The following is a 24,985-nucleotide window of genomic DNA, read 5'->3' as shown; positions in this document are numbered from 1 at the left end:
TCGGGCGTTTTTTATCTGCCGTTCTACCGCGGCGAGGATGATTCGGGCGGGCTCGCAAGGGACACGGCTGCATATGCGCCGGCCCAATCGGGAAGCGTCAAACCGAGCTTCAGAATGAGCCGGATTTCCGCCGCGCGCTGGTGCAACACTTCCTCATCGTCGAGGCCCTGTTCGGCGCATTCGCGCTTGAGCGTCGAGAGTGCCGCGTCCATTCCCATGACTGCGCCTGCATGTTCCTTCGTCGGATCAATCCAGCCGCGCGCCACACCGGTCCACAAGCAGCGCGAATACGCCGCGCGTGCCTCGAAATAGTGCGGGGCGCCAGCCGGTAACGGTACCTCGCCGCGCTCCATGACTTCCTATAACGATGCACCATAAAACGGGCTAGCGAAGTTCAGCCAGAATTTGTCGCGCCGCCGTTGTAACGTTTTCCACGCTTCGAGAAGCGCGGCGCGCGCACTGCTGTAATTGGTCTTGCTCCAGTCCGGGGTGATCGGTTCTGCGGACAGGCCGAGCGCCGCCGCGATGAGTCCTCCGTGATTTCAGGGGTGTTCGTGATGGTCACGGGCAGACCGCCGCCGTTCACGACAATGCCCGACGCGCTCAGATACACCGACTGTCCCTTATCGTCACTGATGGCGACTTCGCCACCGGCGAGGGTGCGCATGCGGGACTGCTAGCTGCCGCACGCGATGACGACGCCATTCGAGCGGTTGCCGCCGAGAAACACCGCAACGGCGTCGCTGCCCGCAGGCGGGTTCGACTGGAAACCGTATTCCGCGAGGCGCGGCGTGGTGTCCCGTGTTTCGTTCTTCGAGAGCTGTACCTGGATGCGTTGCGCCGCGCCGCTGTCGTCCACGCGCCGGATACGCCCGCGCCCGAGCGACGCACGAGACTCCAGAACAGCGATTCCAGTTCGCACTGGGACTAACCTGTCGTAAGCGCGGCGGCAGCGTCCTGCGCCAGCGGCAGATAGAGGACGGGTTCGGGCTGGAACGCCTGGGGCGGCATCAGCGTCAGGTCGCACGCGGTCCCGCTGCTGTCGCGCCGGAGTACGTCACTTCGCCAATCGTGAACATCTGGCCGTTTATGAGTTTCAGTTGCGGCATCGAGAGCGCAGCGAGTGTGTTAGGCGAGTAGAGCGTACCCGCCGCGTCGCGCCACGACGAAGCGGTGACGGTCAGCGCAACATCGTCCATTTGTCATGGCCTGCGTAACGGTTTGTTGCGCACCCTGCGAGGGTCAAGGATTGTCATACAGGAGGAGGAATGGTCGACGTCTGTCGCGTGCAGGCGTTAAGCTGGTGTACGCATTTTTTGCGTGCAATCGCTGACAATACAGAGGTGAACACATGCAACGTCTAAAACTCGCTTTCCTTTTCGCAGGGTTAGGTGCGATCACATCTATTCCCGCGCATGCAGCCGAGTTTGGTGTCAATCAGGCACACCAGGCTGAAATACAGCGTGGCGCGGATGCCATGCGTGGACGCGGGGCGGAAATGCGTAATTCGGAAGCCGTGCGCGGGCGCGGGGCGGAAATGCGTAATTCGGAAGCCGTGCGCGGGCGAGAGGCGGAAATGCGTAATTCGGAAGCCGTGCGCGGGCGAGAGGCGGGAATACGTAAATCGGAAGCCATCCGCGAACGCGGTGCGGAAATGCGTTCTCAGACCGAGGGAGATATTCAACGCGGCAACGGAGTGCGGGAACGCGCAGGCGCGGTATCCGGCCAGCTACAGGGTGGACAGACTGGCGATTTCGGCACCGGGATTCCCGCGCGGCGCTAGGCGCATCGGGTGATGCAAACAGTGCGCGGCGTCCGGAAGGGCCGCGCATTTTTTTGTGACTATGCCACGGGCACGCTGAAAGACGCGGGTGCGAAACACGGATTGATTGGGTCGAACTGTTCAAGCAGCCCACTATAGCGCGACACGTCCTGATAGAGCCGGTACGCGAGCACGAGCAGCGGCATCGACTGCGCGTGCGTGATGCCCTGCATCGTCGCGAGCGTCGCACCGCGCGTGGTCAGATCCTGAATGACGGCGGTTTAGAGCGCCACAAGCGCGCGGAACGTCGTGTCGTTGCCCGCATCCGCTGCCAACACGATTTCGGTATCCAGCGCATCGCACCCGGTCGAGCTCAGAGTCCGGGCGTTGTCATACGAGGCGAGCGCATAACTGGCCGTACTGCTGGCGAGCGCAATGACCGCGCTACGCCGGTAAAGCGCGCCGCTGACCGTGTTTGCGGCGGTGAGCGCCGCATTGGCACGCGTCTGCATCACGGTATTGCGTTGCAGTCCGAGCAGCGACTGCACGGCCTGATGCGGGTCCGGGTTCGCACCCTGCACCGCTGCAACGAGCGTCTGTGCGGCGGCGCTCATGCCCGCCGGATCGGCAACGCTGGGCGCAGCGACGAGCGCCGCGCCGTCGTGGTGCGTTGACTCGCGCGCCTGCGCGGCCTGCCCCGAAAGCTGCGCGAGCGTGGTCGAAGGATTCCTGACGCTTGCGGTGTACTGGCCCACGTAGCACCCATAGTTGCCCGAGAGCGTCGGGACCATCGACACGAGATTCGTGGCGCGCTGCGTGATGGGCTGCGCGGTGCGCTCCAGTTCGCCCACCAGCGGCGGTGTCGTCAGCAGGGCGGAAAGCTGGCTGGCGAAGTTCTGCGCAGCGGCGGCGAACGTGGCCACGGCGGATAGCCCGGTCTGTGCCTGCGTGGCAACCGAAAACGACGGGAATTGCTGCTGACCCGCCGCGATGAACGTAAAGCGCAGTTCGAACGCGCGCCCGCGGCCTACGGCGAAGCGTTGCAGCTGAAAGAAAACTGGCTCGCCCTGCTGCGCCGCCTCGAATACGAGCACAAATCGGGTTCGCTGGTCGAGGTCTCCGTCGCGCAGACGGTCGTGTTCGATCTGTGCCGCGAGCAGCGCGACGCGTGGCTGGCCTGTACCTCGAAGGTCGCGCCATTCCTCGCCACCGAGTTCGGTATCGCGGACCTCGAACGGCTGACCGCAACGCCTCGCCGCGCATGTCCGCAATCAGCTTGCCGACCTCGGCGAACCCGAGGCGCACTTCGCAACCGGCGAAACATGAACCGATCGCGCTAAGCGGACGCAAAGGCTGCGCATGACGACGAAACGCATCGACAACTACTTCACTCGTCACCGCACGCGCGTAACCTGTTGCTGCGCGATCCGGCCTATGACTGGACGTTTGGGGATGTGTGGGTGGCGCCGTCGCGTTTCGGCTGGGACTACAACGCCACCTCTGACCGCTTCGAAGCCATGGGACTGCCCCGCCCTCTGCGGCGCGTCTGCCCGCCGTTTGGCGGAACCGCTCACGCTGCTCCGTACGTGGGCGGTCTGCTATCCCGACCTGTGGCGCAGGATGACTGCGCGCGTACGGGGCGCGACGACGGCGGCGCGCTATGCCCTCACGGACCTCTATGGGCATCATCCCGCAGCGCCCCTGGAAGGGGTCACCTGGCGCGAATGGACCTGGCGCGTGGCGGACCTGTACCCCGAGCCGTGGCGCTCGCGCGTCGCGCTCTCGCTGCGCACGGCGATTGAACTGCACCAGAAGAAAACGCGCCGGCCGTTCCCCGAGGAACCGGCGGACCCGATGACGGGCGTGTGCTGGCGTGCATTCGCACAGATTGCGCTCAAAGGCGACTTCAAGGGGTAACGCCCCCCGGAATTGAACGGTGCCGATCTTCGCAATCAGGTCTTCGACCTGTGCACTGTCACCACCGAGAGCCACCAGCAGTTCGCCGAACTCGTGGCCGATGTTCTCGCACTGGCTCCGGATGCGGTCCCAGTCGATGTTTTGCGCATCGCCCCGTTCGTTGCCAAAAGCCGTGTTCATTTCGGCGATGTATTGATAATTGGTCATCGTTCTTATCCTTGGCCTAGCTCGTGTGTGCGAGCGTCATATCCGTGGTCTGCCCGAACCTGTCGGTGCAGACCTTTCGATCCAGCGAAATCGCATGGCCGGACGCGGTTGATGCACCGATGACGTAGCACACGTGGTCGAGCTTCCCGTGTTGCGTAACCGGCTGCGCCGTGTCGTGCTCAACGATTCGCTTCGGCGGCGACAGCATCCACAAGAGCGCGATTGGACCGGCCAACCTTCCGCACACGCCTTTGAGCCATAATTTCTGGCAACCGAAGGGGTCTACGAAAGACTGGCCGGTCCACTTGATATTCGAAGTCAGGCTGCATCCGTACAGGCTGTGGCGCTTGCCATTTCGCTTTTCTGTCACCCCACGCGTGTCGTTTCCTGCAGGCTCACCAATGTGCAACCGCATGCAGCGTGATGCCCTTCGAGCGCTACGGGCCTGTCGTCGACCAGCGTCGAATCATCTCCCTCGACAATTGGATTGACGCCGTGCTCAGCACAGTTCACCTCATCGCCCTTGCGGGCAGGCTTTCGTCCGTCAATGTTGTCCTTCTCCGATCCACCGATAACTTTTCCCCCGTATGGGGCGAGCGTGTCGCCGGTGACGATAATCTGACGTGCCATTCTTTCTCCTGTCGATCATGACCAGCCTACAAGGCAATCTTGTAAACGTTAGCGATGTGAATCTGGTTGGGGCTGCCGAGCCAGGTCCAGCGAACGTCATGCGCCGATATGTCCAGATGCTGCTGTTGCGGGTCGGGAAAGTTGGCGCCCTTCTCAACAAATGCCTGCCGGTCCCAGCGGTTATAGAGTGCAGCAAGCGGGTGACGGGCGGCCACGCGCGCCTCCCATATTCCAGTCTGTGGGCATTTTCTTCCACCATCGCAGCTCATTGGTTGGGGCCAGTCCGCAAGCGGACGTAGCAAGCCGGATTTGACCAGGGCCGCCCGGGGATCGGGCTGCGGCGCGCTGGCCGGGGGCTTCACTGGCGGGGTAACGGCCTTGGCTGCGTCGATCAGCGTCTGGACGTCGCCGTTCCATTTCGGCAGGGCGGCGGGAGGAAGCGGTAGTACCTTGTCAAGGTTGGGAAGCTTCAGGGTACCTTCATACCACTCCAGAATATCGCTGATCTTGGTATAGCGATCTTCCCGAGCTTCATCGATATAGCCCGGGAGGTTCTCACCTTCGGCCAGGTCCATCCCCCTAAATTGACTGCTCAGATAACTGGCACATTTTCCACTCCCTAGCTTTACCCCAACCTGTAGAACCTTCAGAGCGCGAAGCTTGGCTTCTGGGGTATGAGGGCGCGCGTATACGAACCCAAGCTCATGCGCAGCGTCGCCATTACCTTGGGCAACAGCGCACTCGAGCATTTTCGTTCCGACAGGCAGATTGGCCCAGAACCCGTTGCCCGGATTGTCCCAAGCGGCATCCAGCGCTGCGCCCAGGAACGCCTGTGCCGAGGGGCTGCCCATATCTGCCGCTTTCTGGAAAAACGCATAGGCGCTCGTGGCGCTCCCTCCCCGGACAATGCCCTTCCTGTGGTAGATGCCCATGGTGTCCCAGGCGTCGGGCACCCCAAGCTGCATCGCTTTCTCCACCCAGCGGATTGCCGTCTCCGGGTTTTTCTCGGGAACCGGATACACACTCAGGATCAGGCTGGCAAGATTGAGCATCGCCTTCCAGTGGTTGCGATCGGCGGCCTGCTGGTACAGCCGATAAATCTTGCTCCAGTCCTTGTCCTTCCAGTAGATCTCGGGGTCAAGTTCCATGGCGAGTGCCTGCTGGAACCACAGATCGGCCTGCGCGTCGACGGGCGGCAGGTGCGGGTCCTGATAGACGCAGGTGAACTCCTTGCGGTGCGGCTCGAACAGCGGCAGCTTGGTGTAACGGGGCAGATCGGAACTGGACATGGCGGTTATCAATTGATGGATTTTGGACTCCGCCAAGGCGACCTGTGCCACGACAAGAAGAAGGCACAGACCGGCTAGATATCGAAGGGGGGATCTCATACCAGTGCACTCTGACTGTCTGCTGAGGATGGCGCCATATTCATGGCGTGTTTCGTGCTGGTAGAGCGCTGGCCCTCGAACTTCATCAGGAATCCCTTCATTTTCTCCTTTCCACCTTTCCATATATCTGACGTACCATTCTTTCTCCTGTCGATCACCGCCAGCCTACAGGGCAATCGTGTAAACGTCGGCGATATGCACCGGATTGGGACTACCGAGCCACGTCCATCGAACGTCATGCGCCGAAATGTCGAGATGCTGCTGTTGCGGGTCGGGAAAGTTGGCGCCCTTCTCAACAAATGCCTGCCGGTCCCAGCGGTTATAGAGGGCAGCAAGCGGGTGATCTGGGGCCACGCGCGCCTCCCATATACCGGTCTGCGGGCATTTCGTTCCACCATCACAGCGCAAAGGCTGCGGCCAGTCCGCGAGCGGACGTAGCAGGCCGGATTTGACCAAGGCTGCCCGGGGATCGGGGTGCGGCGCGCTGGCCGGGGTCTTCACTGGCGCGGTCACGGCCTTTGCGGCGTCGATTAGCGTCTGGACGTCGCCGTTCCATTTTGGCAAGACTGCGGGAGGAAGCGGCAGTACCTTGTCGAGGTTGGGGAGTTTAAGAGTGCCCCCATACCAGTCCAGGGCATCACCAATTTTGCTGTAGCGCTCTGAACGGGCTTTGTCGATATAAGCGACCAAGCTCTCGCCATTAGTCAGGTCTAAACCATTAAACTGAACAGACAATCTATTCGCGCACTTCGCACTACCGAATTTCACGCCTTCCTGCAATATTTTCAATGCGCGGGATTTAGCTTCAGGTGTTCCCGGATCTGCATAACGATACGCCAGTTCATACGCGGCGTCGCCAGAGCCTTGCGCTACTGCGCATTCCAGCATCTTCATTGCAATGGGCATGTTTGCCCAGAACCCGTTGCCCGGATTGTCCCACCCGGCATCCAGCGCTGCCCCGAGGAACGCCTGTGCCGAGGGGCTGCCCATGTCTGCCGCCTTCTGGAAAAACGCATAGGCACTCGTGGCGCTCCCGCCCCGGACAATGCCCTTCCTGTGGTAGATGCCCATGGTGTCCCAGGCGTCGGGCACCCCGAGCTGCATCGCTTTCTCCACCCAGCGGATTGCCGTCTCCGGGTTTTTCTCGGGAACCGGATACTCGCTCAGGATCAGGCTGGCAAGATTAAGCATCGCTTTCCAGTGGTTGCCATCGGCGGCCTGCTGGTATAACTGATAAATCTTTCTCCAGTCCTTGTCCTCCCAGTAGATCTCGGGATCAAGTTCCATGGCGAGTGCCTGCTGGAACCACAGATCGGCCTGCGCATCGACGGGCGGCAGGTGCTGGTCCTGATAGACGCAGGCGAACTCCTTGCGGTGCGGCTCGAACAGCGGCAGCTTTGTGTAACGGGGAAGATCGGAACTGGACATGGCGGTTATCAATTGATGGATTTTGGACTCGGCCAACGCGGTTTGTGCCACAACAAGAAGAAGGCACAGCGCAGCTAGATATCGAAGGGAAAATCTCATACCAGTGCACTCTGACTGTCTGCTGAGGATGGCACCGTATTCATGGCGTGTTTCGTACTGGTAGAGCGCTGGTCCTCGAACTTCATCAGAAAACCATTCATTTTTTCCTTTCCTGCTTTCCATTTGTCGAAGTTTTTACTTGCACGGTCATCCCATGACTTATACACATCGGGCATTCCACTTCGCCCCCCGTCTCCATTGATGTCACCTCCTGAATGGAGTCTGAACACATCACCGCGCAATGTGGTTGCATGGTCCGCGCCCGTCGCCGCGATATTGATCTCGCTATCGACCGACATGCTGCGCTGGTTCAGATTCGCACTTCCGAGCGTGAAGAACGCGTCATCAATGATCATCAGTTTCGAATGGATGTAAATTTCCCGATAAGCCATCTTTCCGCCAACCGATCCACTCGTGCACAGGCGCACCACGCTGACCTTCAGCCCCATCGTATTTTCCAGCGTGTCCACACTCGGCCGGTCCAGTACAGGATGAGTGCGCGCCACGCTGTGCGGGTTGCCGGTATCGTCATCGTATGTCGTGGTGTAGGTCCCCTGCGTTGAATTCGCGTATTTCTGATCGGACTTTCCCGCATCAACATACCCTGCCTGCGCGGGCATCGCGTCGCTCTTTCCAAACTCGGTCAGCGTGTCAAACGTGCGGGGCACCATGCCGTCATCCTCCGGATGGGGAGTGACAATGAACAGGTGCAGGTTCGGCACCTTCGTCATCGGCTTTTTTGCCAGCTTCGCCCACGCGCGGCAGAACTTTTTCCGCTCCTTCTTCAGATGACGCGCGAACTCCGGATAGAAGAAGTACTGGTTCTCGATGTAGATGTAGTTGCGCGCAACGCTGGTCGCCTGGAAATAGAGCCTCTTGATGGTCTTCTCGTTCTCGGCCGCCTGGGTCCGGACAATCTGCACCTGCTGCGCCGGATCCTTTTCCAGTGTGGGAATCTTCGGTGGCAGCGGATCGCTATCCTTCGCCGAAGTTTTCCACTGCGACGGCGCAAACATGTTCCAGCCGTTCTCGAAATTCTGGTGCAGCCGCTTCAGCGCTGGCCCCACCACACGACAGGCGTAGTCCTGGTACGGGCGGATGGATTTGTAATCTCCGCCGTGAATCGCCGCCAGCTTTTCCCGGTCGTCTGGATTTCCGTAAGGAAAATCACTTTTGTATTCGTGGTCAGTTTCCGCTTGCCGTGTGGATGTCGTCCCGGTTTCACGCAGATCCGTTTCTATCTCGTGCTCAACCGTATCCCAATAGTCCGTGACAGAGTTCAGTCCCATCACGAACCCGACAGCCTTGCTCCCGCCGTCGTGCGCATAGTCGATCAGGACAGGTTTCTGGTGATGTGTCGGGTAGTTCCAGAGCAAGGCCGCCTCATCAGTCGGGTTCAGCCAGGACGAATCGGGCGGGTCCTCTTCCTTGATGTCGGCAGCCAACAGTTCCTTCACGGCATTCGTATCAATACCGCGCAAAACAATCTGGAGATGGTCGGGATACGTGGCCTTGCGTGGATCAACGCGATCATGTGTAACACCATGCCGTGCCCACCAGGCCTTGCACCACTCATGACGCGCCTTGTTGCCGTAGGGGTCGTCACCCTGAACGGCCCGCTGGACGGGGCTCGTGAACGCGTTGACTGGCACGTCGGTATAGCCGGGCATGCTGTTCTGTTTTCTCGACGCCCGTGGGTGGAACCAAAGCAGCAGCCTGACTTTTTTTCCGTCTTTTGCCAGTTGTTCAAGCACGTCGCCATACCTCATGCCGCGCGGCCACGGGCCGGAGCCGCGACCAAGCTCCATACCCGGATCAAAGCCCCAGCAGATGAGGTCAACGCTTGATTTCGCGTCGAGCAGATCGCTGGACAATTGATCGAAACCCTGCTGGCCGCAGTAAAACAACTTGAGATCATTTCCCTCGGTAGTCTCGGGCGCGTCCGGACAGGTCTTCTTCTCGAGTAACCATTGAACCGAGCCCTGCGCCTGGCGGCCAGCCTCGGCAATGGCGACGTCAACGGGGTTTTGTGTTTTCAGGTCAGACATGGTCAATATGCCTTACTTTTATCAAAGGATTGGCCTATCAGGTGGCGCGTACACCGCGATGTGTGCGCTGGTCGATATGGTTCGGATCGGAATTCGGTGCGTCCTTGAGCATCAGATTGAGCTGCCCGCCGTTGCACGGCTTGACTGTGTAGGCTTTCGTGTCTGGCTGATGGCTTTTCACCACCACTCGGCCATACTCGTCAGTCACGCCCTCATCGATCTTCTCGCTACCTTCCCGCGCTGTTCTGTAGGCCAGCCCGCTCCATTCACCGTAATATAGAATTCACTGTCCGCCGACATGCTGCACTGGTTCAGGTTCGCACTGCAAAGCGTCAGGAACATATCGTCGATGAACATCAGCTTCGAGTGAAGCTAGATTTCCCGGCAGGCCATCCGTCCACCACCGTGCCACACTATCACTCGATGATCTCAAAGTGCGATGTCGTACACGCCCGGCACGCGCTGTGCGTTCGGACTGCCTAGCCACGTCCACCGTACCTCGCGCGCGGCAATGTCCAGATCCTGACCATGGGGATCGGGAAACGCATTTCCTTGCTCGACGAACGTCTGGCGATACCAGTGGTTGTAGAGTTTGGACAGTGGATGGTCCGCTGCCACGCGCCCTTCCCAGATGCCGGTCTGTGGACACGGCCGGGTACCGGCGCAGACCAGCGGCGGCGAGGCTTCGGCCTCAAGCTGCCGGATCAGTCCCGCCTTGACGAGCGTCGGCAGGTATTCCTGCGGCTGCGGCTTGCGGTAGGCCTCGCCCAGGAAGTGCCAGCGCACCTGCTCTGCCGTCATCCAGTTGGCGGGCGGCGGTTCGAATCGTTCCCCGACCCGGTAGTACTCGGGGTATCCACCGCGAACGAATGCCGGCGTATAGCCGCCCGCCGTCGCGGCATTGCGGTCCAGCGCAATCCAGTAGCCCGTTTCCGCCACCGGTTCGTTGCCCGCCTGGGTACGTGCGGTCGGCGAGAGCGAAGGAACCGTATAGCCCAGTGGAATCGCTGCCCGGCCGGGCCGCTGCTGCTCCGGGGCCAGTTTGATGGGCGGCGTGACGGCCTTGGCCGCGTCGATCAGCGTCTGGACATTGCCGTTCCATTTCGGCAGCCGCGCGGGCGGCAGCGGCAGCACCTTGTCGAGGTTCGGCAGTTTCAGGCGGCCCTCGTAGAATTCCAGGGCGTCGCCAAGCTTGCTGTAGCGGTCAGCGCGGGCTTCATCGGCATATCCCACGATGTTGCGACCAGTGGACAAGGCGAAGCCACGGAATTCAGAAGCTAGATCATTCGCAGCCTTTGCACTGCCCAGTTTTACTCCCTCATGTAAAACTTCCAGTGCGCGGCGCTTACCTTCCGGCGTACCGCCTTTGGCAGTACCGGTCCCGGCATAGTCAAAGCTCAACTGGTCCGCTGCGTCCCCATTGCCTTGGGCCAGCGCACATTTCAGCATCGCCTGGCCGATGGGCTGGTTAGCCCAGAACCCGCTCCCCGGGTTGTCCCATCCGGCATCCAGGGCCTCGCCAAGAAATACCTGCGCGCGCGGACTGCCCATGTCGGCCGCCTTCTGGAAAAACGCATAGGCGCTGGTCGCATCGCCGCCCTTGACGAGCCCGTGCTGGTGGTAGGTGCCCATCATGTCCCACGCATCGGGTACGCCAAGCTGCATGGCCTTCTCCACCCACCGGATCGCCACTTCCGTGTCATGCTCCGGAACCGGGTAGTCCGTATTCAGGATCAGCGCGGCGAGATTCAGCATGGCCTGCCAGTGATTACGCTCCGCCGCCTGCTGATAAAGCTCGTAGATCTTCTTCCAGTCCCGTTTCTTGTAGTAGATAGTCGGATCGTCCAGCGCCAGCGCCTGCTGGAACCACAGTTCGGCCTGCGGGTCGACGGGCGGCAGATGCTGGGCCTGGTACATGCAGGTGAAATCCTTGCGATGCGGATTGAACAGCGGCAACTTCGTATTGCGCGGCAGACTGGAACTGGACATGGCAGTGATCAACTGTTGAATGGGGGAGGTGGCAAAAGCGGCCGGTGTCACAACAAGAGCCAGGCACAGGCCGATCAGGTATCGGGTCCGGGCGAGTCTCATGCGACCGCCGTCGGATAGTCCAGCGACGGCACGGTCACCGACGCATACATGACATCGGTCTTGCGCATGTCTTCGAATTTCACAAGAAACCCGGTAAGGTTTATTTCGCCCGTTTTCCACGTTTGGTAGTTAATGTTCGCCAGTTTGTTCCAATCCTTATATACCTGCGGCATCTCTCTACGTCCACCATCCCCGCTAATCGTATTGCCGGAATGCAGCTTGAATACCTCCCTGCGCTGCTCCTCGGGCCAGACCGCTCCATTCACCGCAATATTGATTTCACTGTCCGCCGACATGCTACGCTGATTAATATTCGCACTACCAAGTGTAAGAAAAACATCGTCGATGATCATCAGCTTCGAGTGAATGTAGATTTCGCGATACGCCATGTTTCCATTCACCGCGCCACTCGTGCACAGGCGCGCCACACTGACCTTCAGGCCGAGCGTCTTTTGCAGCGCCTGCACGCTGGCCCGGTCCAGCACCTTGTTGCCCTTCTTGTCCTGATGGCTGCCTTTGTTGTCATGGCTCGCCTTGCCTGCATCGGCTAATTTCGCCTGCCCGGGCATCTGGTCGCTCGCCCCCAGTTCGGTCACGGTGTCGAAAGTACGCGGGATCATTTGATCGCGCTCCGGATGGGGAATGACAATGAACAGATGCAGCGCCGGCACCTCCATCAGCGGTTTATTTGCCAGGGCTGCCCATTTGTCGCAGAACGTTTGCCGCTCGATCTTCAGTTGCTGGGCGAACTCCGGATAGAAGAAATACTGGTTCTCGATATAAATGTAGTCGCGCGCAATGCTTGTGGACTGCAAATACAGCTTCTTGATGGTCTTTTCCTGCTCTCTGGGCTGCGTCCGGACGATCTGCACCTTGCAGTTCTGACCCGTTGCGCTTCCCGGTTGCCGCTTCGGTGGCGGCAGATGGTTAGCCGGACCTGCCACGGTGTGCTCCGCTACCGGCAGCAGGAGTGGCGCAAAACGATGCGCGAGATAATTCCAGCTAACCTCGAAATTTTCGTGTAACCGTTTAAGTGCCGGTCCGCATATTCGGCACGCATAGTCCTGGTACGGACGAAGCGACCGGAACTGGGCACTATGGATTTCCTGTAGCTCCCGTGAAAGAGCGGATTCCTGGTAAGAAAATGTCGCATTGAGGACGTCACTCTCATACTCGTGCTGGATTTCTCCCATGGTAGTTGGGTATGCGGACGTTTCACGCCGGGATGTCGTATCGATCTCATGGCTCTTCGTATCCCAGAAGTCCGTGACCGAATTCAGGCCCATCACGTAACCAACTGCCTGATTACCGCCGTCATTGTTGTAGTTGTAGTCGATCAGTACGGGCTTCTGGTGATGAGTCGTGCATTTGGTCAGTAGGTCGTATTCCGAACCGATGATTCTTTGCTCCACTCCAATCTTTTCATCGCTCGGCATAACCTTTTCTTCAGGATAGTGCTTTAGCAGCGCATCAACATCCTTGCTCGTTATGTCCCGGTTGATACCCCTGGGCATGATCTGGAGATTCGGATTCTCTCCTTTTCCGACTCCCTTATTCGGTCCGCCGGGAAGATTTCTGCTCCACCATTCCTTGCAATACTGGTGACGCTCCGGATTGCCGTACGGATCACCGAGCCCCCAGGCCTTCGTCTGGGCGATGTATTGTTGCGGGTGCAACGTCATCGAAACGGGCTCGTTTGTATAGCCCGGCATATTGTTCTGCGCAAACGAACCGGTGTCATCGTACCAAAGCAGCAACCGCACCCTGACGCCCTTCTTCGCGATTTGCTCCAGCAGATCGCCATAGGTCTTTCCAGGATGCCATTTATCTGCGCTGCGGACCAGTTCCATGCCTGGATCAAAGCCCCAGCAGACGAGATCTACCGTTCTTGTCGCGTTGAGCAGATCCCGGGACAGCTCTCTGAAACCGTCCTCACCGCAGATAAAGAAGTCGAGCTGGTTGCCCAGCGTGGTCTCCGGCGCATCTTTGCAAGTACGTGTTTCAAGTAGCCACTGCACCGAGCCTTGTGCCTGCCGCCCCGCCTCGGCAATCGCCACATCAACGGGATTCTGCGTTTTCAGGTTGGTCATGCTGATTTTCTCCAGAGTCAGGCTGTGCGTTCGCCGCGATTGGTCTGGTGGTCCGCGTCGTTCTCGAGCTCGTCCTTTACCATCAGATTGAACTGCCCGCCGTTGCACAGCTTGACCGTATAGGCCTTGGTGTCTGGTTGATGGTTTTTCACCACCACTCGCCCATACTCGTCAGTCACGCCCTCATCGATCTTCTCGCTACCTTTGTAGAGTTCGTAAGGCTCCTCCACATAGCGATGGGCTGCGTCGTTCGACAAGGCGCCTAGTGCGAAATGCAGTTCCTGCTCACCGGGTTTCGACTCGGGTAGCGTTGGCAGGGCGGCGGAATCCGGCCCGGTCATCAGGCGCCCGGCTGAATGCACTTCGAATTGGCCCGACGTGCCGTTGTAGATATTTCCGTTGGTCCATCGAGTAAAACTGCCGCCACCCCGGACTTCGATCTCCTGCGTTGCGCTGATGATGATCTTCTCGGCAGTCACGGTGACGTTGAGTTTTGCCAGCAAATTGATGCTGTCTTTCAGCGCGCGTAGATCGATATTTCCAGACACTGCGACAAGCCACATTCCTGCCTTCTGGACGGTCAAGCGCAATTTGTTGCCGAATGTCCCAAACAATGAGCCGCCCGCCGCCATGGCCACATCGGCGCCAGTCGTCACGGCAAGATGCTGGCCGCTCGCGAGGTGAGTACTGCCCGCCGTCGTGGTCTCAATGCCTGCCGGGCTCGCCAGTGTCAGGTGTGGCTGTGTGAATTCCGGAAACTGGCCATTTCCCGCCTTCCCCTTAAGGGCCATGTTTTGCGCCCTGATCGCCGCTGTGACGGCTTTCTGGTCCCTGCCCGGCTCCTGGGCACCGTTGGCCTGGGCCGCTCCGGTGAGGTCCTCGTGCAGCGTACGGGCATCATCCAGGCGAGCAAGCGTCTCACCCATGTCCTTCACCGGTGCGCTCGCCCCCGCGCGTGTCTCGGTGGTGATCAGCATGCCGCGGTTCGCACGCGCCACACCGTGCGCCTCGGTCGCCAGTTCGAAGCCTTCACCGCGCGCCTGCGAGCGCCCCTGGTTGCCGTCGATGTGGGTGTTACTGCCGAGCACGAGACGCGAATTCGCCTGGTCACTCGACACCTGGACCTGGAGCTTGCCCGGCGTGTCGTCGGTGACCACGCTGTTCGACCCCTGGCCCTCCAGCGACTGGCTCCTCCAGCCCGAGAGCGCATCGTTGTGCGGCAGCACCCACGGCGGCTCGTTGAACTGGTTCACATGGCGCCCCGCGATATAGGGCTTGTCCGGATCCCCGTGGTAGTAGCCCACCACGACCTCCTGGCCGGGCCTCGGAATGAAGATCGCGCCGTAGTTCTCCCCCTGCCACGGCGACACCGCCCGGATCCAGCAGCTCGAATCCTGGTTCATCTGGCCCTGCCGGTCCCAGATGAACTGCAGGCGTGTGCGCCCGTACGAGTCTGTCCACACGGGCGAATTGTCATAGCCCGTGATTACGGCAATCTCGCTATGCAGGCGGGGCTTCCTGGCCTTCTGCGCGGTCCGGAATGGCGAGTTGGCCGGCTGCACCGTGAAGCGCGTCTCGCAGCTATAGTGCGCGGCCGAGCCCGGTGCCTGGGTCGAGGTGTCGTTGTTGCGGATATCAATGTGTGTGGAGACGACCAGATACCCGGCATTACCCAGCTTCTGCGGGTAGCCCTCAAGCTGGAAGATGTGCCCGGTCATCAAGCCACGCAGGTTACCTTTACCCTTGCCGCGCAGGCTCTTCGCACGGTGCGCTTCGAGCCGCACGCAGGCGAGGTGCTCGCCTTCGAACCACGCATCGTTGGGTTCGCCCTCGATGCCCATCATGCCGGCCAGTGGCTGCGAGTAGTCGCCCCACGCGTACTCTTCGTAGTTATCGAACGCGCGCTTCTGGAAATCCTGGTCTTTGGCGGCTAGATCCGCGCGCGAACGCGTGTAGTCGTAGTCGGTGACACTGACCTTGCCCGTCGTGAGCGTGCGGGCGATCTCGAACTGCGAGACGTGTTCCTCGTCGATGCGCTGGCCTTCGGGTGCGAGATAGCGCAGCGTGGCATAGGCCGGGCCATGCTTCCTGTAGCCGCCCACCGAATCGACCAGCACCAGCGTGCTGTCCTCGTAAAAAAAAGAAATGCCCCATTCCTGCCATAGCCTGTTCAGGAATGCGAAATCAGATTCCCATGCCTGACGCTGGTAGTCTCGCCGTGGATAGCCGCGGCCAAAGCCCGGACCATTCAGGCGCTTCTCGTACGGGTACGGATAATTCTCCAGAATCGCATCGGTGATCTCGACAACCGTCTTGTCCTGGTAGATGCGTGAATCGATCTTCAGGCTCGCTAGCCAGAGCCAGGGGCGGATACGGAACTGGTAAAACGCGCGCCGGTCGTCTGCCCCGACACAGCGCGCCGAGACAATCAGTCCCGTGATGGTGCGCGTACCGGCGCCAACGTTTGCGATACCGATAAAGCCGTCACCGCGCCCCTCGATGGCGATGCTCACGGTGACTTCCTTGCCCACGAGCTGGTCGACGTCGACCAGTGACTGCGCTTCGCGCACGCCGAGCATCATGTCTTCGAGCGTCGCCACTTCGACCGTGTAGTCGTACAGGTGGCCGAGTTTTTCCTTGCCCGAGACACGCGACACCGTAAAGAGCGGCAGGTCACGCCAGGCGGGCAGTGCCGCCCCCGAGAGCTCCAGTATGCGAGGTTGCCTTAACCAGTCCATCCGCCTTTCTCCTTCGCGATTACCTTGAAAATAATTCCATGGATATTCTGCATACCTGATGATGTCATCGCTTCACGCCACGTTGCGCGTACCCGCACGCGCTGGCCACGTCGCGATCAGACCGCGCTGCTTTGAGCGCAGTACCGTGCGCGTGAACGAATGCATCGACACGTGGCGGGCCACGTAATGCTCCAGCGCCAGTCCCAGCGTATAAGGACTGATCCCGTCAAACCCGGCTTCATCAAACGTCAGTTCACATTCGATTCCGCGCCCGAACGCTGGCCCACGGTTACCTGGCATCAGGCCGTTGACCGGGGTTGCCGTTGCGCCGATGAGCCCCTCAACCTGCTGCCGGTGCGCGACGGCCTCCCGGCTCAGAAAAAGCCGTAGCCGCCGGCGCAGCCCTTCACCCGGTAGTGCATCGGGTGCGTCCGCGGTGTCATCATCGAACATCGCATCACTGGGTGTGAGCTGGCTAAATAATTGCCAGGCCACTGTCCCCTGCGCGAGCGGCGGCCTGGGCACACTCGGGGCACGCACGAAGCCGATACCGGCGAGGGGCACGGAGCCCTGCATCTTGAGGTCCTTTCGACCGTCCGGCGTCATCATGCCGGGCAGGTCCCGGTTGGTGACCCATGCCTCAGCCGTCAGATACTGGATATCGCTCTGAAGGGGTTGCCCGTTTCCATCTACCAGTGATAGCCAGGTCTTCGTCTCCGTAAAAGACCGGCGTGTCTCGTATTGACGACCATCGTCGGCTGGCACGCTCAGGTCCCGGCGCAAGGCAAAGTAGCGTCGGTCTTGCGTTTCATCGTGACTCAGGCGCTGGTAGAGCGGCCAGATGGGTTCATCGTCGGAGTCTTCCGACTGCTGGCCGAATGCCACCTGGATCGAATGGATCCCGTAATCCGTCGGCGCAGCAGGCTCCACCACGATCTCATGCTCGCGCTGGCCGGGTTCCAGTTTCAGGCGCCGTGTGAGTTTCGGAAAAAGGTTGATGACGGGGGTGGCGAACAAACCGAAATGCGAGGCGTCCACCCGGTCCGCATAGGACTCCAGCTCGCGCTCGAGCAGGATCACGATCTCCACCTCGGTGCCGTCGATCGCCTTCAATCCTGCTGCCAGTCCCGTCAGCGCAAAAAACCAGAATCGGGGGGCGCACGCAAAGTACTCCTGCAGGAGCGTATGCCCATGAAACTGTCCCGGCGCCGCGGGTAGCAGGCTCTGGTCGGGCGCCAGCCCTTCATGGACGACCGCATTGGCCGTGACCGCATGAAACGGATGGGTCGCGAACTGCTCAGGCGCCCCCACGATGGTCGCTACGCCGCTTGCGTGAATCAGCTCAAAAAGCCGGGAGGCTGTGCGTTCGTTTCCCGTTAAACAGACTGGCAGCCGGTCCAGATCTTCCAGACTGGAGATGGGCGTACCGTTGGTGGTGGCCAGACGCAGACGAAGGGCGCTGCGCACCTGGCGACCTGGCGGCACGTAACGGCCCAGTGATGGAATGTCAGGGGGCACACCAGTCAGGCGGGCAAGCGAGACTGTCAACGGATAGAGCGCCACATCCTGGCTGCTGCGAAACTCGCAAATCGTGTCGTTACCGAGCGGCTTGCAGGCAAAAAAAGACGTGCCTCGCGGTATCAGGAAGCGTTGGCCTCCATGACCACTGCCGTGGCCCGGCCATAGCCGGGCCACGGCCATCGCTGGAATCGGACAGGCATAGTTCGGATAAAGGGTCTGCAGCAGCGGCTGCATCAGTTCCGGAAACTCGCTGTCAATGCGCATTTCCATATGCGCAGTCGCAAACGCGAAGCCCTGCAGCAGCCGTTCCACATACGGGTCGCCGATCTCTCCGGCCTGCATGCCCATACGCCGTGCGATCTTCGCATGCCCACGCGCGAAGTCCTTCGCCCTGGCTGTGGCGAACCGCAATTCGCGGTTGTAGTAGGCAAGCAGTTCGGGATTCATGGCGTCCTCCGTTGCTGGAGCTGTTTCATGTAATGCTCGGGTTCGAACAGCATGCCGGTAATGGGTTTGTCCGCCGGTGGCTGACCAAGCCAGGACGACCAGCCCAGTTGTTGCGGGCCACCCATCACGGCCACCGGTGCACTCTCGGGCTTGATCTGCAGCTCAAGCTCCCAGACCAGTTCACGCCCGACAAACGCCCTCACCCATTCGACGAGCTTGATCAGGTCTGTGCCACGAGGCGTAAAGCGCAGGTAATCCGCGAAATCGAGCGGCCCGAACACAATCCGGAACTTGCCCTGGCGGTCAGGAACCATGCCACCGAGAAAGGCGTTCACGCCCAGTGTGGAGCCGGTCGTGGGCACGCCAAAGCGGCTCGCGTCCTGGGTCGAGCGCTCGATCCAGTGGAACACGAATTCCTCGATACGCACCGGGACACCGAAGTAATGCGCGAGCATGGCGCGCAGCGCGTCCGGATTGCGGGCCTCGCGAACCAGGTGGGCGTTGGCCGAGAGTAGCGCGTGGGCCGGCAGCGCGCCACGCTGGGTCTCTTCGATGTCGTGTCCGGCGAGACTTGCGGCATAAAAGGAAAAGGTCTCCTTCTCCGGACGATCGAGACTCACCGCAGACTGGGCCGCGGCCCAGGTCCGATAGAACTGGGTGAGCAGCCGGTGGTGGAAAATATCGAGGAAGTCAGCAAGCGTGGCATCGTGCCGGTGCTCCTTGCGCTCGCGGGCGATCTCGGTGATGTGCAGTGGCAGCGGGCCATTGGGCCCGAGCAGGCCGAGACTGAAAAGACGAATCATCAGCTGGCCGCCGGTCTCTTCGATACTGGCCACTTCGCGCGGCGCAAACGCGAGACTCGGTTGCTGGCCCAGACTGAAGGGCTCGCGCTGGGGCAGTGCTGCGGTGCCCACCGGGTCTATCGCCGGATCGGAGCCGATGCGGCGCAGCATCGCGAGAAACCCATAGCGCCACGGCTCATCAGGCCACTGGACGGAAGCCTGAGCCGGCCGTTGATCTGTCCTCGGGATTGCAGTTGGCAGTGATTCATCTTCGCTGCCGTCTGGAAAACCCGTCTCGCTGTTCATCGCGCTATCCGCGCGATGACCGATACGCACGGGCCAGCGGGCGATGAGCCCGCGTTGCATCGAATGCAGCTCAGTGCGGGTGAGGCTGTTGACTGAAACGTAGCGCGTGAGCCAGTGCTCAAGAATCAGGCCGAGCAGATAGGGGCTGGACCCGGAGAACCGGTCCTCATCGACCGTCACAATGCAGCCGATGCCGCGACCGGTCACGAGCGGGCCGTTGCCCGGCAGCGCATCATCGATGGGCTGGGTGTGGACTCCGACGATGCCCTCGATCTGCCGGGCGCTATCCTCATCCTCCCCGCTCAGGAAAAGCTTGAGCAGGTTGCGCAGGGCCTGGGCGCCCTCGCGGTGATCCATCTCGCCAAAGGGCTGATGATCGAAATTGAGTGCCTGGATGAGGCGCTGGATCCGTTGTGCTTCTTCGGGCGGTGACTGGGGCGCACTCGGTGGCCGGATCAGTCCGATATTCGCGATGCCCGCACTGATTTCGTCATCCAGATCGGCATCGAGGTCATCGACGCCATCGCGTGGAACCAGCAGCGGCAGGTCGCGGTTGGTCGCCCAGACATCAGCTGAAACAAAGCGGATGGCTTCCTCTTCGCGGCTGGGCAGTTCGCGCTGGTCTACGAGGGTGACGAACACGTCGGTGCCCACGTAGCCGCTACGCGTGCCATACCGGCGAGCCGCATCCGAGAGCAGCCGACGCTCCCGACGCATGGAGAAGTAGCGGCCGTAATTACCCTTGTCGCTGTTCAGGCTATGGTAGAGCGGCCGGAACACTTGTGCAGGGGCACCGGCGGCTCGCCGTCCATGCAACCGGACCACCCGGAAAATCTCGGTGTCGAGCGGGGCCAGGCGCGAGACACCGAGCTTGCCTTCGGTGCTTTGGGGGGGCAATCCGTTCTGGTCCGTGTGCCGGTAGAACAGGTTGACGACGGGGGTGCAGAAAAGCGCCATGCTAGCCGCATTGACGAGCGGAGCCAGCTCGTCGGTGGCCTGATCGAGCAGGACGACGATCTCCGCCTCATTACGGTTGATACGGTCAAAGGCCGCCTCGAGCCCCGTGAGCGTGAAGAAGTAAAAACGGGTCTGGCAGGCGAAATATTCGCGCAGGAGATTGCGCCCATGCAGGGATGTTACGCCCTGTGGCAGCAGTCCCTGATCCGGTTCGAGCCCTTCATGGACAAGTGCATCGGTGCTCACTACCGTTACCCGTTGACCTGTATCGAACTGGCCCGGTTCGCCGATGACCGACGCCATGCTGGCCACATGCAGCAGTTCAAAGAGGCGTGATGCGACCGCTTCTTCTGCCGCGATGTAGACCGGCAGCCGCGAGAGCCCCTCAAGGCTTGAAAGCGGTGCGCCGTTGGTAGTGCGAAGTCGCAGGCGCAGCGCACCGCGAATGGGCCTGGGTCCTGGCACATGCTGCGCCAGGTGCGGGATATCGGCCGGCACGCCAGTGAGTTGTGCCTTCACGATTTCGAGCGGATAAAGCACCACGTCCTGGCTGGTGGTGAACTGGCACGCGGTTTTTTCGCCTGGCGCGATGCGCGCACGCATTGCGGTACCGCGGGGAACACGCAGTCCCTGTGTCAACGCGGCCGACTCTTCCAGATCCGGCCAGATCCGTGCAACCGATATCGATGGTGTGGGTCCGGTGTCATCCGGATAAAGACTGTCAAGCAGCTGTTCAATAAACGCAGGAATCGTGCGGTCACGCTTGATGTTGGTGCGCTCTACGGCAAAAGAGAACGCTTCCATCAAATGTTCGACGTACGGGTCGGCAACGCTGGGCGCGCGCGAGCCGAGGCGCCCAGCCACCTTCGGATGAAGCCCTGCAAGTTTCGGCGCGAAGTTGCGCGTATGCCGCAACATGCGGTTGTAATTCTCAAGCAGTTCTGGTTCCAGAAAGCCCCCTGCTGGACCCGGACGGGGTGATGGTTCAGTTGCCCCGAACGGGTTGATCCTTGCTCATTGCGTTAAACCGGTTCGCCATCCCATTGCGCGAGCAGCTCGGGCGGTATCGCACCGACCACTTCGGCGTAGCGCCTGCCCACCATCCGCTCGGCCTGCCTGAGCAACATGGCAACCGGACTGCTCGGCTCGTGCTGCTCAAACCACGCGCGTGCTTCGCGCATACGTTCAAGTGCGCCTTGCCGTCCGAGCCCCTCCGTGTGCACGGGAACTGAAACGGGCCCGGGCTGCGTACGGGACTGCGCCGGTGAATCATTGCTGGCCGGTGCGGCCTCTACCCCCGCCTCGTCCTGCCGGTCTGTGTGCACGACGGCATGCATGCTGGCGTCCTTTTCTTCGGGTTGGGTCAGCGCGGCGTGCGCCGCAGCCTGGGTATCGCCGGCGATCCTGCCGAGCAACCGCTCCAGCACCGTCACGTCGGGCTGCCACGCTTCCTGGTGTTCCCGGCACCAGGCCTTCACCGAACTCAACGCCAGCTGGGCCCGCGCGAATCCGGCAAGTCCCTGCGGCTGCTGTGCGCGCAGGTCGTCGAGTTGGCGTACCACCGATTCGGGTGCCAGCGCATCAGCTGGCCGGGGCTGTGCAAAGGCGCGCTCAACGTCCCGCACCTGCAGGCGCGCGGCTGACGTACGCGGCAGCACGATCTCGCGCACATCCGACATCAGCCCGTCCGTCTCGGTGAGCGCCTGCAGCGCGTTCATGCGGATTTCGAGAGCCGCGTCGCGCTCCTCATCCACACTGAGCTGGGGATGGATGGCATCGGGGAAGGCATTCATCCAGGCGGCGAGCAGCTCCAGCCCTTCAGCCATTCCTTCTGCACCGGCAAGCTGCGTGCGACAGCGCGTGAAGAGGACCGCGAGTCGCAGGTCCTTCGCGCGCAGCATCAGCCGCCGGCAGTCGCGATCGATCTCGCTCCAGTTCACCGGTTCCGGCATGCCCACAAAGTCGCCATACTGTGCCTCCGCGCGTGCCGCCACGCGCGCGGCCAGGACCACAAACTCCGGGTCGTATTCGATATCGTGGCCGCACGGATTCTCCGTCGACACCGGTGTCATCCAGTCATGGGATACAGATGCCGCCTTGGTACGAGTTGCTGCCACCTTGTGCGCGTCATTCATTTCACGCCGCGGCGGCTGGCTTTTTTTACCCATCTGCCTTGTCATTCCCGTCAAGCTCCGTGACGCCCCGCGTGCGCGAGCAGGCGGCTTGTTTCAAGGTCGAGTGAACTCTGCACCAGGAACTCCACCGGATAAGGTTCCATGTGGATCATTCCGTGGATTTCGAAGTCGAGGTCACGGTAGGTTTTCTGCTCGCTGTCGATGGTCGTCAGCGGCCTGATTTCGAGCGTGCCGGGGATAATCCGCGGCTCGAAATCGAGGATCGCGCGCCGGATCATCTCGCTGATACCGGTCCAGCGACGCGAGGCGGTGAAGTGGCCGGCCAGCGGCGGCACACCAAAATTGATCGTTGACGCGGCCGCCTCCGGATAGCGTTCCCGGTCGATCTGTTCCTCGATGCTGGTGGTGTTCAGCAGGAAGGACAGATCACGCTGCACGATGTCGCGCAACTGCGTGCGCGTCACCGCGTATTCGCCCGGCGCTTCGGTCTGCCGCTGGGTCGCATCATCGCGCAGTCGATCGAGCAACGTCGGCAGCAACTGTGCATCGGTGCGACGTGGCACGGCAGCGCCTGTCGGGTTCTGCGTGCGTGAGCGTTTCATGACGCGTTCTCCGGGGACGCGGGTTCGGCTCCCCCTCCCGGGAAGGACCCGTGATCGAACACGCACTCGCCGAGTTCGAACAGGTCGAACTCTCCGGCATCCGTCGTCCACGTCTTGCGTCCGGACGCCAGCACACCGGTACGTCCCGTCTCGCGCCAGCACGTGTGCCGGCCCATCAGCAGGTCTTCGCGCTCACGACCGGCGTCATCTCCCTCATCCGGATAGCGCGCAGGCATGAATCCATGCAGGGAGGTGCCATCGACAAGGCGCACGTCGCACCGCGCCCAGACAAGATCGACCGGTGCCACGGGCGCGATAATCCTCCACGATCTGATGTCCTCAAACGAGAGCCAGCGATAGGCGCCCGCGACGATCAGCTCGCACACCGGGCCAAGACGGGAATCGCTATCACCGATCCATTCGAATCCAGTCCCGGATTGGCTGCGGCCGCTCACAAGCGGCGCCTGGTCCAGTGCCCGCTCACGCATCGCATCACACGCCTCGATGTCGCCGCGTGCGTTTAACTCAAGCGCCGCGTACAGATCCGCCATCCATGTCGGCGTCGCATCGAGCACGTATCCCGGAGGTGTGAGGCCGGACAGGGTTTTCTCGCGCCACCGCTCCGCACGAACCAGGTCCCGGCAGGCCTGTGCGAACCTCGTTTGCATAGGATCAAGTTTCGCCCACGCCTGCAGTTGCTGCATCGCACGCACCCACTGCCGCCCGATGCATAGCCACTGGAACAGTATCCAGCGGTGATGCGCTACTGCCGGTTCGCGGCGCACCGCTTCTTCAGCCGCGTTAAGTTTTTCTGCCAGTGAAACGGGGGGGGCTTCAGAAATAGTCATTGCGCATAATTCCGAAATGCTTCAGAAATAGTCATCCCGCATAAATTCGTCAAGACAGGGTATCGCTTACTGTCTGCGATCCAGAAACCGGGCTGTCAATGGAGACCAGGTGATGCTCGCGACGGGCGAGCTGCGGCATGGACTCATGACGCGCAACACTCGCCTGAAGCTCGGGCGGCGCAAAAAGCGCCAGCACCTCAGGCGGCTCCTGCGGCTGCAACGATTCGGGCAGCTCACCACCCAGTGGACCAAACGCCTGATCAATTGACTGAATACCCTGCAGGAAATCTGAGACCGTCCCCTTCATGACCGGCGCTCTGTCGCGAGCAACACTGCACATTTCATGGCGAAGATTGCCGGCTATCCATCGGCCTTCCTGATGCACACTGTCTGGCAGGACCAGCGCGAGCCGGTACTGCGCGTACAGCATGTCAAGCAATTGATTGGCATCAAGACTGGTTGTTCCGGTGGTATTAGTTGCGTGCGCAACCGATACCCTGCCGCCGCCGATCACGTCGTAGACCGCATCGCGTTGCAGTGGCCGCAGTGCATCCCTGGGGACTTCGCTCACCAGTCCATCGAGTAGGAGGCCATCGCTTTTCGGACTTGGCCGAGCGCGGGAGCTTACTGGCTCCCGTGCGTCGCGCCGATCCATCGGCCGGGTACGACGAAACAGTCTGGCAAGGTCCACAAATCCTCCTGATTCCTGGTGTGTTTGCCACAAGAATTCGCATTAAAAATCTCGCTATACGCCAAAAAATAGATTCAATAAAGAAAAATATTGCCGCCAATCAATTTATTCAGTGTTTGATCTGTATATTGGAATATGCCCATTGGTGGGTTTACAAGACCGCGATCAGGCACTAGATTATAGCTATCGAGCACTTGTGTACAGCCATTAATGGTGATTTGTACTGCTTAAAAAATTTAACATTTTAACTTTCAGGAATTATCGTGGTCGATATCTGGGAATTCAAGGGATATCAGAT

Annotated in this window: 23 protein-coding genes and 1 pseudogene; 1 reads left to right on the top strand and 23 read right to left on the bottom strand. The window is 60.7% G+C overall.

Features of this window, described 5'->3' with window-relative positions; translation table 11 throughout:
* Window positions 1-23: 23 nt before the first annotated feature.
* The 7 genes from L0U80_RS27625 to L0U80_RS27595 all read right to left on the bottom strand — a co-directional run bounded on the left by L0U80_RS27625 (window position 24) and on the right by L0U80_RS27595 (window position 3,033).
* A complete protein-coding gene (locus L0U80_RS27625) occupies window positions 24-353 on the bottom strand; it encodes a hypothetical protein (RefSeq protein ID WP_233873578.1) in 330 nt (109 codons plus the stop codon).
* 6 nt (window positions 354-359) lie between these two features.
* Window positions 360-494, bottom strand: coding sequence for a phage portal protein (locus L0U80_RS27620; RefSeq protein ID WP_233873906.1), 135 nt, complete (start codon window positions 492-494; stop codon window positions 360-362).
* 182 nt (window positions 495-676) lie between these two features.
* Entirely contained in the window at window positions 677-922 is a 246-nt protein-coding gene (locus L0U80_RS27615) for a phage baseplate assembly protein (protein WP_233873575.1), read from the bottom strand.
* Window positions 923-1,016: 94 nt separating this feature from the next.
* A complete protein-coding gene (locus L0U80_RS27610) occupies window positions 1,017-1,199 on the bottom strand; it encodes a hypothetical protein (protein WP_233873572.1) in 183 nt (60 codons plus the stop codon).
* A 188-nt stretch (window positions 1,200-1,387) separates the two neighbouring features.
* The gene (locus L0U80_RS27605) at window positions 1,388-1,684 is read right to left on the bottom strand and encodes a hypothetical protein (protein WP_233873569.1); all 297 of its coding nucleotides are present in this window, start codon (window positions 1,682-1,684) and stop codon (window positions 1,388-1,390) included.
* Between the two features lie 158 nt (window positions 1,685-1,842).
* Window positions 1,843-1,995 (bottom strand): hypothetical protein, encoded by a 153-nt coding sequence (locus tag L0U80_RS27600; protein WP_233873566.1) that lies wholly within the window; start codon window positions 1,993-1,995, stop codon window positions 1,843-1,845.
* Between the two features lie 48 nt (window positions 1,996-2,043).
* Complete coding sequence (locus tag L0U80_RS27595; protein ID WP_233873563.1) at window positions 2,044-3,033, bottom strand: hypothetical protein; 990 nt, start codon at window positions 3,031-3,033, stop codon at window positions 2,044-2,046.
* A gap of 88 nt (window positions 3,034-3,121) precedes the next feature.
* Between L0U80_RS27595 and L0U80_RS31585 the strand changes: the two genes are divergently transcribed.
* Entirely contained in the window at window positions 3,122-3,679 is a 558-nt protein-coding gene (locus tag L0U80_RS31585) for a DUF3440 domain-containing protein (RefSeq protein ID WP_308444894.1), read from the top strand.
* A 223-nt stretch (window positions 3,680-3,902) separates the two neighbouring features.
* Here the strand turns inward: L0U80_RS31585 and L0U80_RS27585 are convergent, their stop codons facing one another.
* The 16 genes and pseudogenes from L0U80_RS27585 to L0U80_RS27510 all read right to left on the bottom strand — a co-directional run bounded on the left by L0U80_RS27585 (window position 3,903) and on the right by L0U80_RS27510 (window position 24,567).
* Window positions 3,903-4,121 (bottom strand): hypothetical protein, encoded by a 219-nt coding sequence (locus L0U80_RS27585; protein ID WP_233873557.1) that lies wholly within the window; start codon window positions 4,119-4,121, stop codon window positions 3,903-3,905.
* Between the two features lie 131 nt (window positions 4,122-4,252).
* Window positions 4,253-4,516 (bottom strand): PAAR domain-containing protein, encoded by a 264-nt coding sequence (locus L0U80_RS27580; RefSeq protein WP_233873554.1) that lies wholly within the window; start codon window positions 4,514-4,516, stop codon window positions 4,253-4,255.
* A 26-nt stretch (window positions 4,517-4,542) separates the two neighbouring features.
* The gene (locus L0U80_RS27575) at window positions 4,543-5,904 is read right to left on the bottom strand and encodes an SEL1-like repeat protein (protein WP_233873551.1); all 1,362 of its coding nucleotides are present in this window, start codon (window positions 5,902-5,904) and stop codon (window positions 4,543-4,545) included.
* A 165-nt stretch (window positions 5,905-6,069) separates the two neighbouring features.
* Window positions 6,070-7,431 (bottom strand): SEL1-like repeat protein, encoded by a 1,362-nt coding sequence (locus tag L0U80_RS27570; protein ID WP_233873548.1) that lies wholly within the window; start codon window positions 7,429-7,431, stop codon window positions 6,070-6,072.
* Window positions 7,428-9,479, bottom strand: a complete 2,052-nt coding sequence (locus tag L0U80_RS27565) for a phospholipase D-like domain-containing protein (RefSeq protein WP_233873545.1) — start codon at window positions 9,477-9,479, stop codon at window positions 7,428-7,430. The genes L0U80_RS27570 and L0U80_RS27565 overlap by 4 nt, the downstream gene beginning before the upstream one ends.
* A gap of 37 nt (window positions 9,480-9,516) precedes the next feature.
* Window positions 9,517-9,687, bottom strand: a complete 171-nt coding sequence (locus tag L0U80_RS27560) for a hypothetical protein (RefSeq protein WP_233873542.1) — start codon at window positions 9,685-9,687, stop codon at window positions 9,517-9,519.
* 221 nt (window positions 9,688-9,908) lie between these two features.
* The gene (locus L0U80_RS27555; RefSeq protein ID WP_233873539.1) at window positions 9,909-11,570 is read right to left on the bottom strand and encodes an SEL1-like repeat protein; all 1,662 of its coding nucleotides are present in this window, start codon (window positions 11,568-11,570) and stop codon (window positions 9,909-9,911) included.
* A complete protein-coding gene (locus tag L0U80_RS27550; protein WP_233873536.1) occupies window positions 11,567-13,660 on the bottom strand; it encodes a phospholipase D-like domain-containing protein in 2,094 nt (697 codons plus the stop codon). Before L0U80_RS27550 ends, L0U80_RS27555 begins: the two co-directional genes overlap by 4 nt.
* Window positions 13,661-13,677: 17 nt before the next feature.
* Entirely contained in the window at window positions 13,678-16,398 is a 2,721-nt protein-coding gene (locus L0U80_RS27545) for a type VI secretion system Vgr family protein (RefSeq protein ID WP_233873533.1), read from the bottom strand.
* Between the two features lie 72 nt (window positions 16,399-16,470).
* The gene (gene tssF / locus L0U80_RS27540) at window positions 16,471-18,366 is read right to left on the bottom strand and encodes a type VI secretion system baseplate subunit TssF (protein ID WP_233873530.1); all 1,896 of its coding nucleotides are present in this window, start codon (window positions 18,364-18,366) and stop codon (window positions 16,471-16,473) included.
* On the bottom strand, window positions 18,363-19,454 hold the full coding sequence (tssG, locus tag L0U80_RS27535) for a type VI secretion system baseplate subunit TssG (RefSeq protein WP_373322321.1): 1,092 nt from the start codon (window positions 19,452-19,454) through the stop codon (window positions 18,363-18,365). Before tssG ends, tssF (L0U80_RS27540) begins: the two co-directional genes overlap by 4 nt.
* A 12-nt stretch (window positions 19,455-19,466) precedes the next feature.
* A pseudogene (gene tssF, locus L0U80_RS27530) lies at window positions 19,467-21,362 on the bottom strand (type VI secretion system baseplate subunit TssF); the annotation flags it as partial.
* Window positions 21,363-21,433: 71 nt separating this feature from the next.
* Window positions 21,434-22,546: a type VI secretion system protein TssA gene (locus tag L0U80_RS27525; RefSeq protein WP_233873903.1), complete on the bottom strand. Its 1,113-nt coding sequence runs from the start codon at window positions 22,544-22,546 to the stop codon at window positions 21,434-21,436.
* A gap of 50 nt (window positions 22,547-22,596) precedes the next feature.
* Window positions 22,597-23,148, bottom strand: a complete 552-nt coding sequence (gene tssE / locus L0U80_RS27520; protein ID WP_233873527.1) for a type VI secretion system baseplate subunit TssE — start codon at window positions 23,146-23,148, stop codon at window positions 22,597-22,599.
* Window positions 23,145-23,996 (bottom strand): type VI secretion system accessory protein TagJ, encoded by an 852-nt coding sequence (locus L0U80_RS27515; RefSeq protein WP_233873524.1) that lies wholly within the window; start codon window positions 23,994-23,996, stop codon window positions 23,145-23,147. The genes tssE and L0U80_RS27515 overlap by 4 nt, the downstream gene beginning before the upstream one ends.
* Window positions 23,997-24,045: 49 nt before the next feature.
* Window positions 24,046-24,567 (bottom strand): TagK domain-containing protein, encoded by a 522-nt coding sequence (locus L0U80_RS27510; RefSeq protein WP_233873521.1) that lies wholly within the window; start codon window positions 24,565-24,567, stop codon window positions 24,046-24,048.
* Window positions 24,568-24,985: the final 418 nt, after the last annotated feature.

The organism is Paraburkholderia adhaesiva, from assembly GCF_021390575.1.
In the GTDB taxonomy this organism is placed as follows: Bacteria; Pseudomonadota; Gammaproteobacteria; order Burkholderiales; family Burkholderiaceae; genus Paraburkholderia; species Paraburkholderia adhaesiva.
The sequence above is the reverse complement of the archived record's forward strand: the minus strand, read 5'-3'. Positions and strand labels throughout refer to the sequence as shown.

Bases quoted from the DNA above. Each gene is read 5' to 3' on its own strand.
- L0U80_RS27570 (WP_233873548.1), bottom strand. From the start codon at position 7,431: ATGAGATTTTCCCTTCGATATCTAGCTGCGCTGTGCCTTCTTCTTGTT.
- L0U80_RS27600 (WP_233873566.1), bottom strand. From the start codon at position 1,995: ATGCAGGGCATCACGCACGCGCAGTCGATGCCGCTGCTCGTGCTCGCG.
- L0U80_RS27625 (WP_233873578.1), bottom strand. From the start codon at position 353: ATGGAGCGCGGCGAGGTACCGTTACCGGCTGGCGCCCCGCACTATTTC.
- tssG (WP_373322321.1), bottom strand. From the start codon at position 19,454: ATGAACAGCGAGACGGGTTTTCCAGACGGCAGCGAAGATGAATCACTG.
- L0U80_RS27610 (WP_233873572.1), bottom strand. From the start codon at position 1,199: ATGGACGATGTTGCGCTGACCGTCACCGCTTCGTCGTGGCGCGACGCG.
- L0U80_RS27545 (WP_233873533.1), bottom strand. From the start codon at position 16,398: ATGGACTGGTTAAGGCAACCTCGCATACTGGAGCTCTCGGGGGCGGCA.
- tssE (WP_233873527.1), bottom strand. From the start codon at position 23,148: ATGAAACGCTCACGCACGCAGAACCCGACAGGCGCTGCCGTGCCACGT.
- L0U80_RS27525 (WP_233873903.1), bottom strand. From the start codon at position 22,546: ATGAATGACGCGCACAAGGTGGCAGCAACTCGTACCAAGGCGGCATCT.
- L0U80_RS27515 (WP_233873524.1), bottom strand. From the start codon at position 23,996: ATGACTATTTCTGAAGCCCCCCCCGTTTCACTGGCAGAAAAACTTAAC.
- L0U80_RS27565 (WP_233873545.1), bottom strand. From the start codon at position 9,479: ATGTCTGACCTGAAAACACAAAACCCCGTTGACGTCGCCATTGCCGAG.
- L0U80_RS27580 (WP_233873554.1), bottom strand. From the start codon at position 4,516: ATGGCACGTCAGATTATCGTCACCGGCGACACGCTCGCCCCATACGGG.
- L0U80_RS27575 (WP_233873551.1), bottom strand. From the start codon at position 5,904: ATGAGATCCCCCCTTCGATATCTAGCCGGTCTGTGCCTTCTTCTTGTC.
- L0U80_RS31585 (WP_308444894.1), top strand. From the start codon at position 3,122: ATGACGACGAAACGCATCGACAACTACTTCACTCGTCACCGCACGCGC.
- tssF (WP_233873530.1), bottom strand. From the start codon at position 18,366: ATGAATCCCGAACTGCTTGCCTACTACAACCGCGAATTGCGGTTCGCC.
- L0U80_RS27555 (WP_233873539.1), bottom strand. From the start codon at position 11,570: ATGAGACTCGCCCGGACCCGATACCTGATCGGCCTGTGCCTGGCTCTT.
- L0U80_RS27550 (WP_233873536.1), bottom strand. From the start codon at position 13,660: ATGACCAACCTGAAAACGCAGAATCCCGTTGATGTGGCGATTGCCGAG.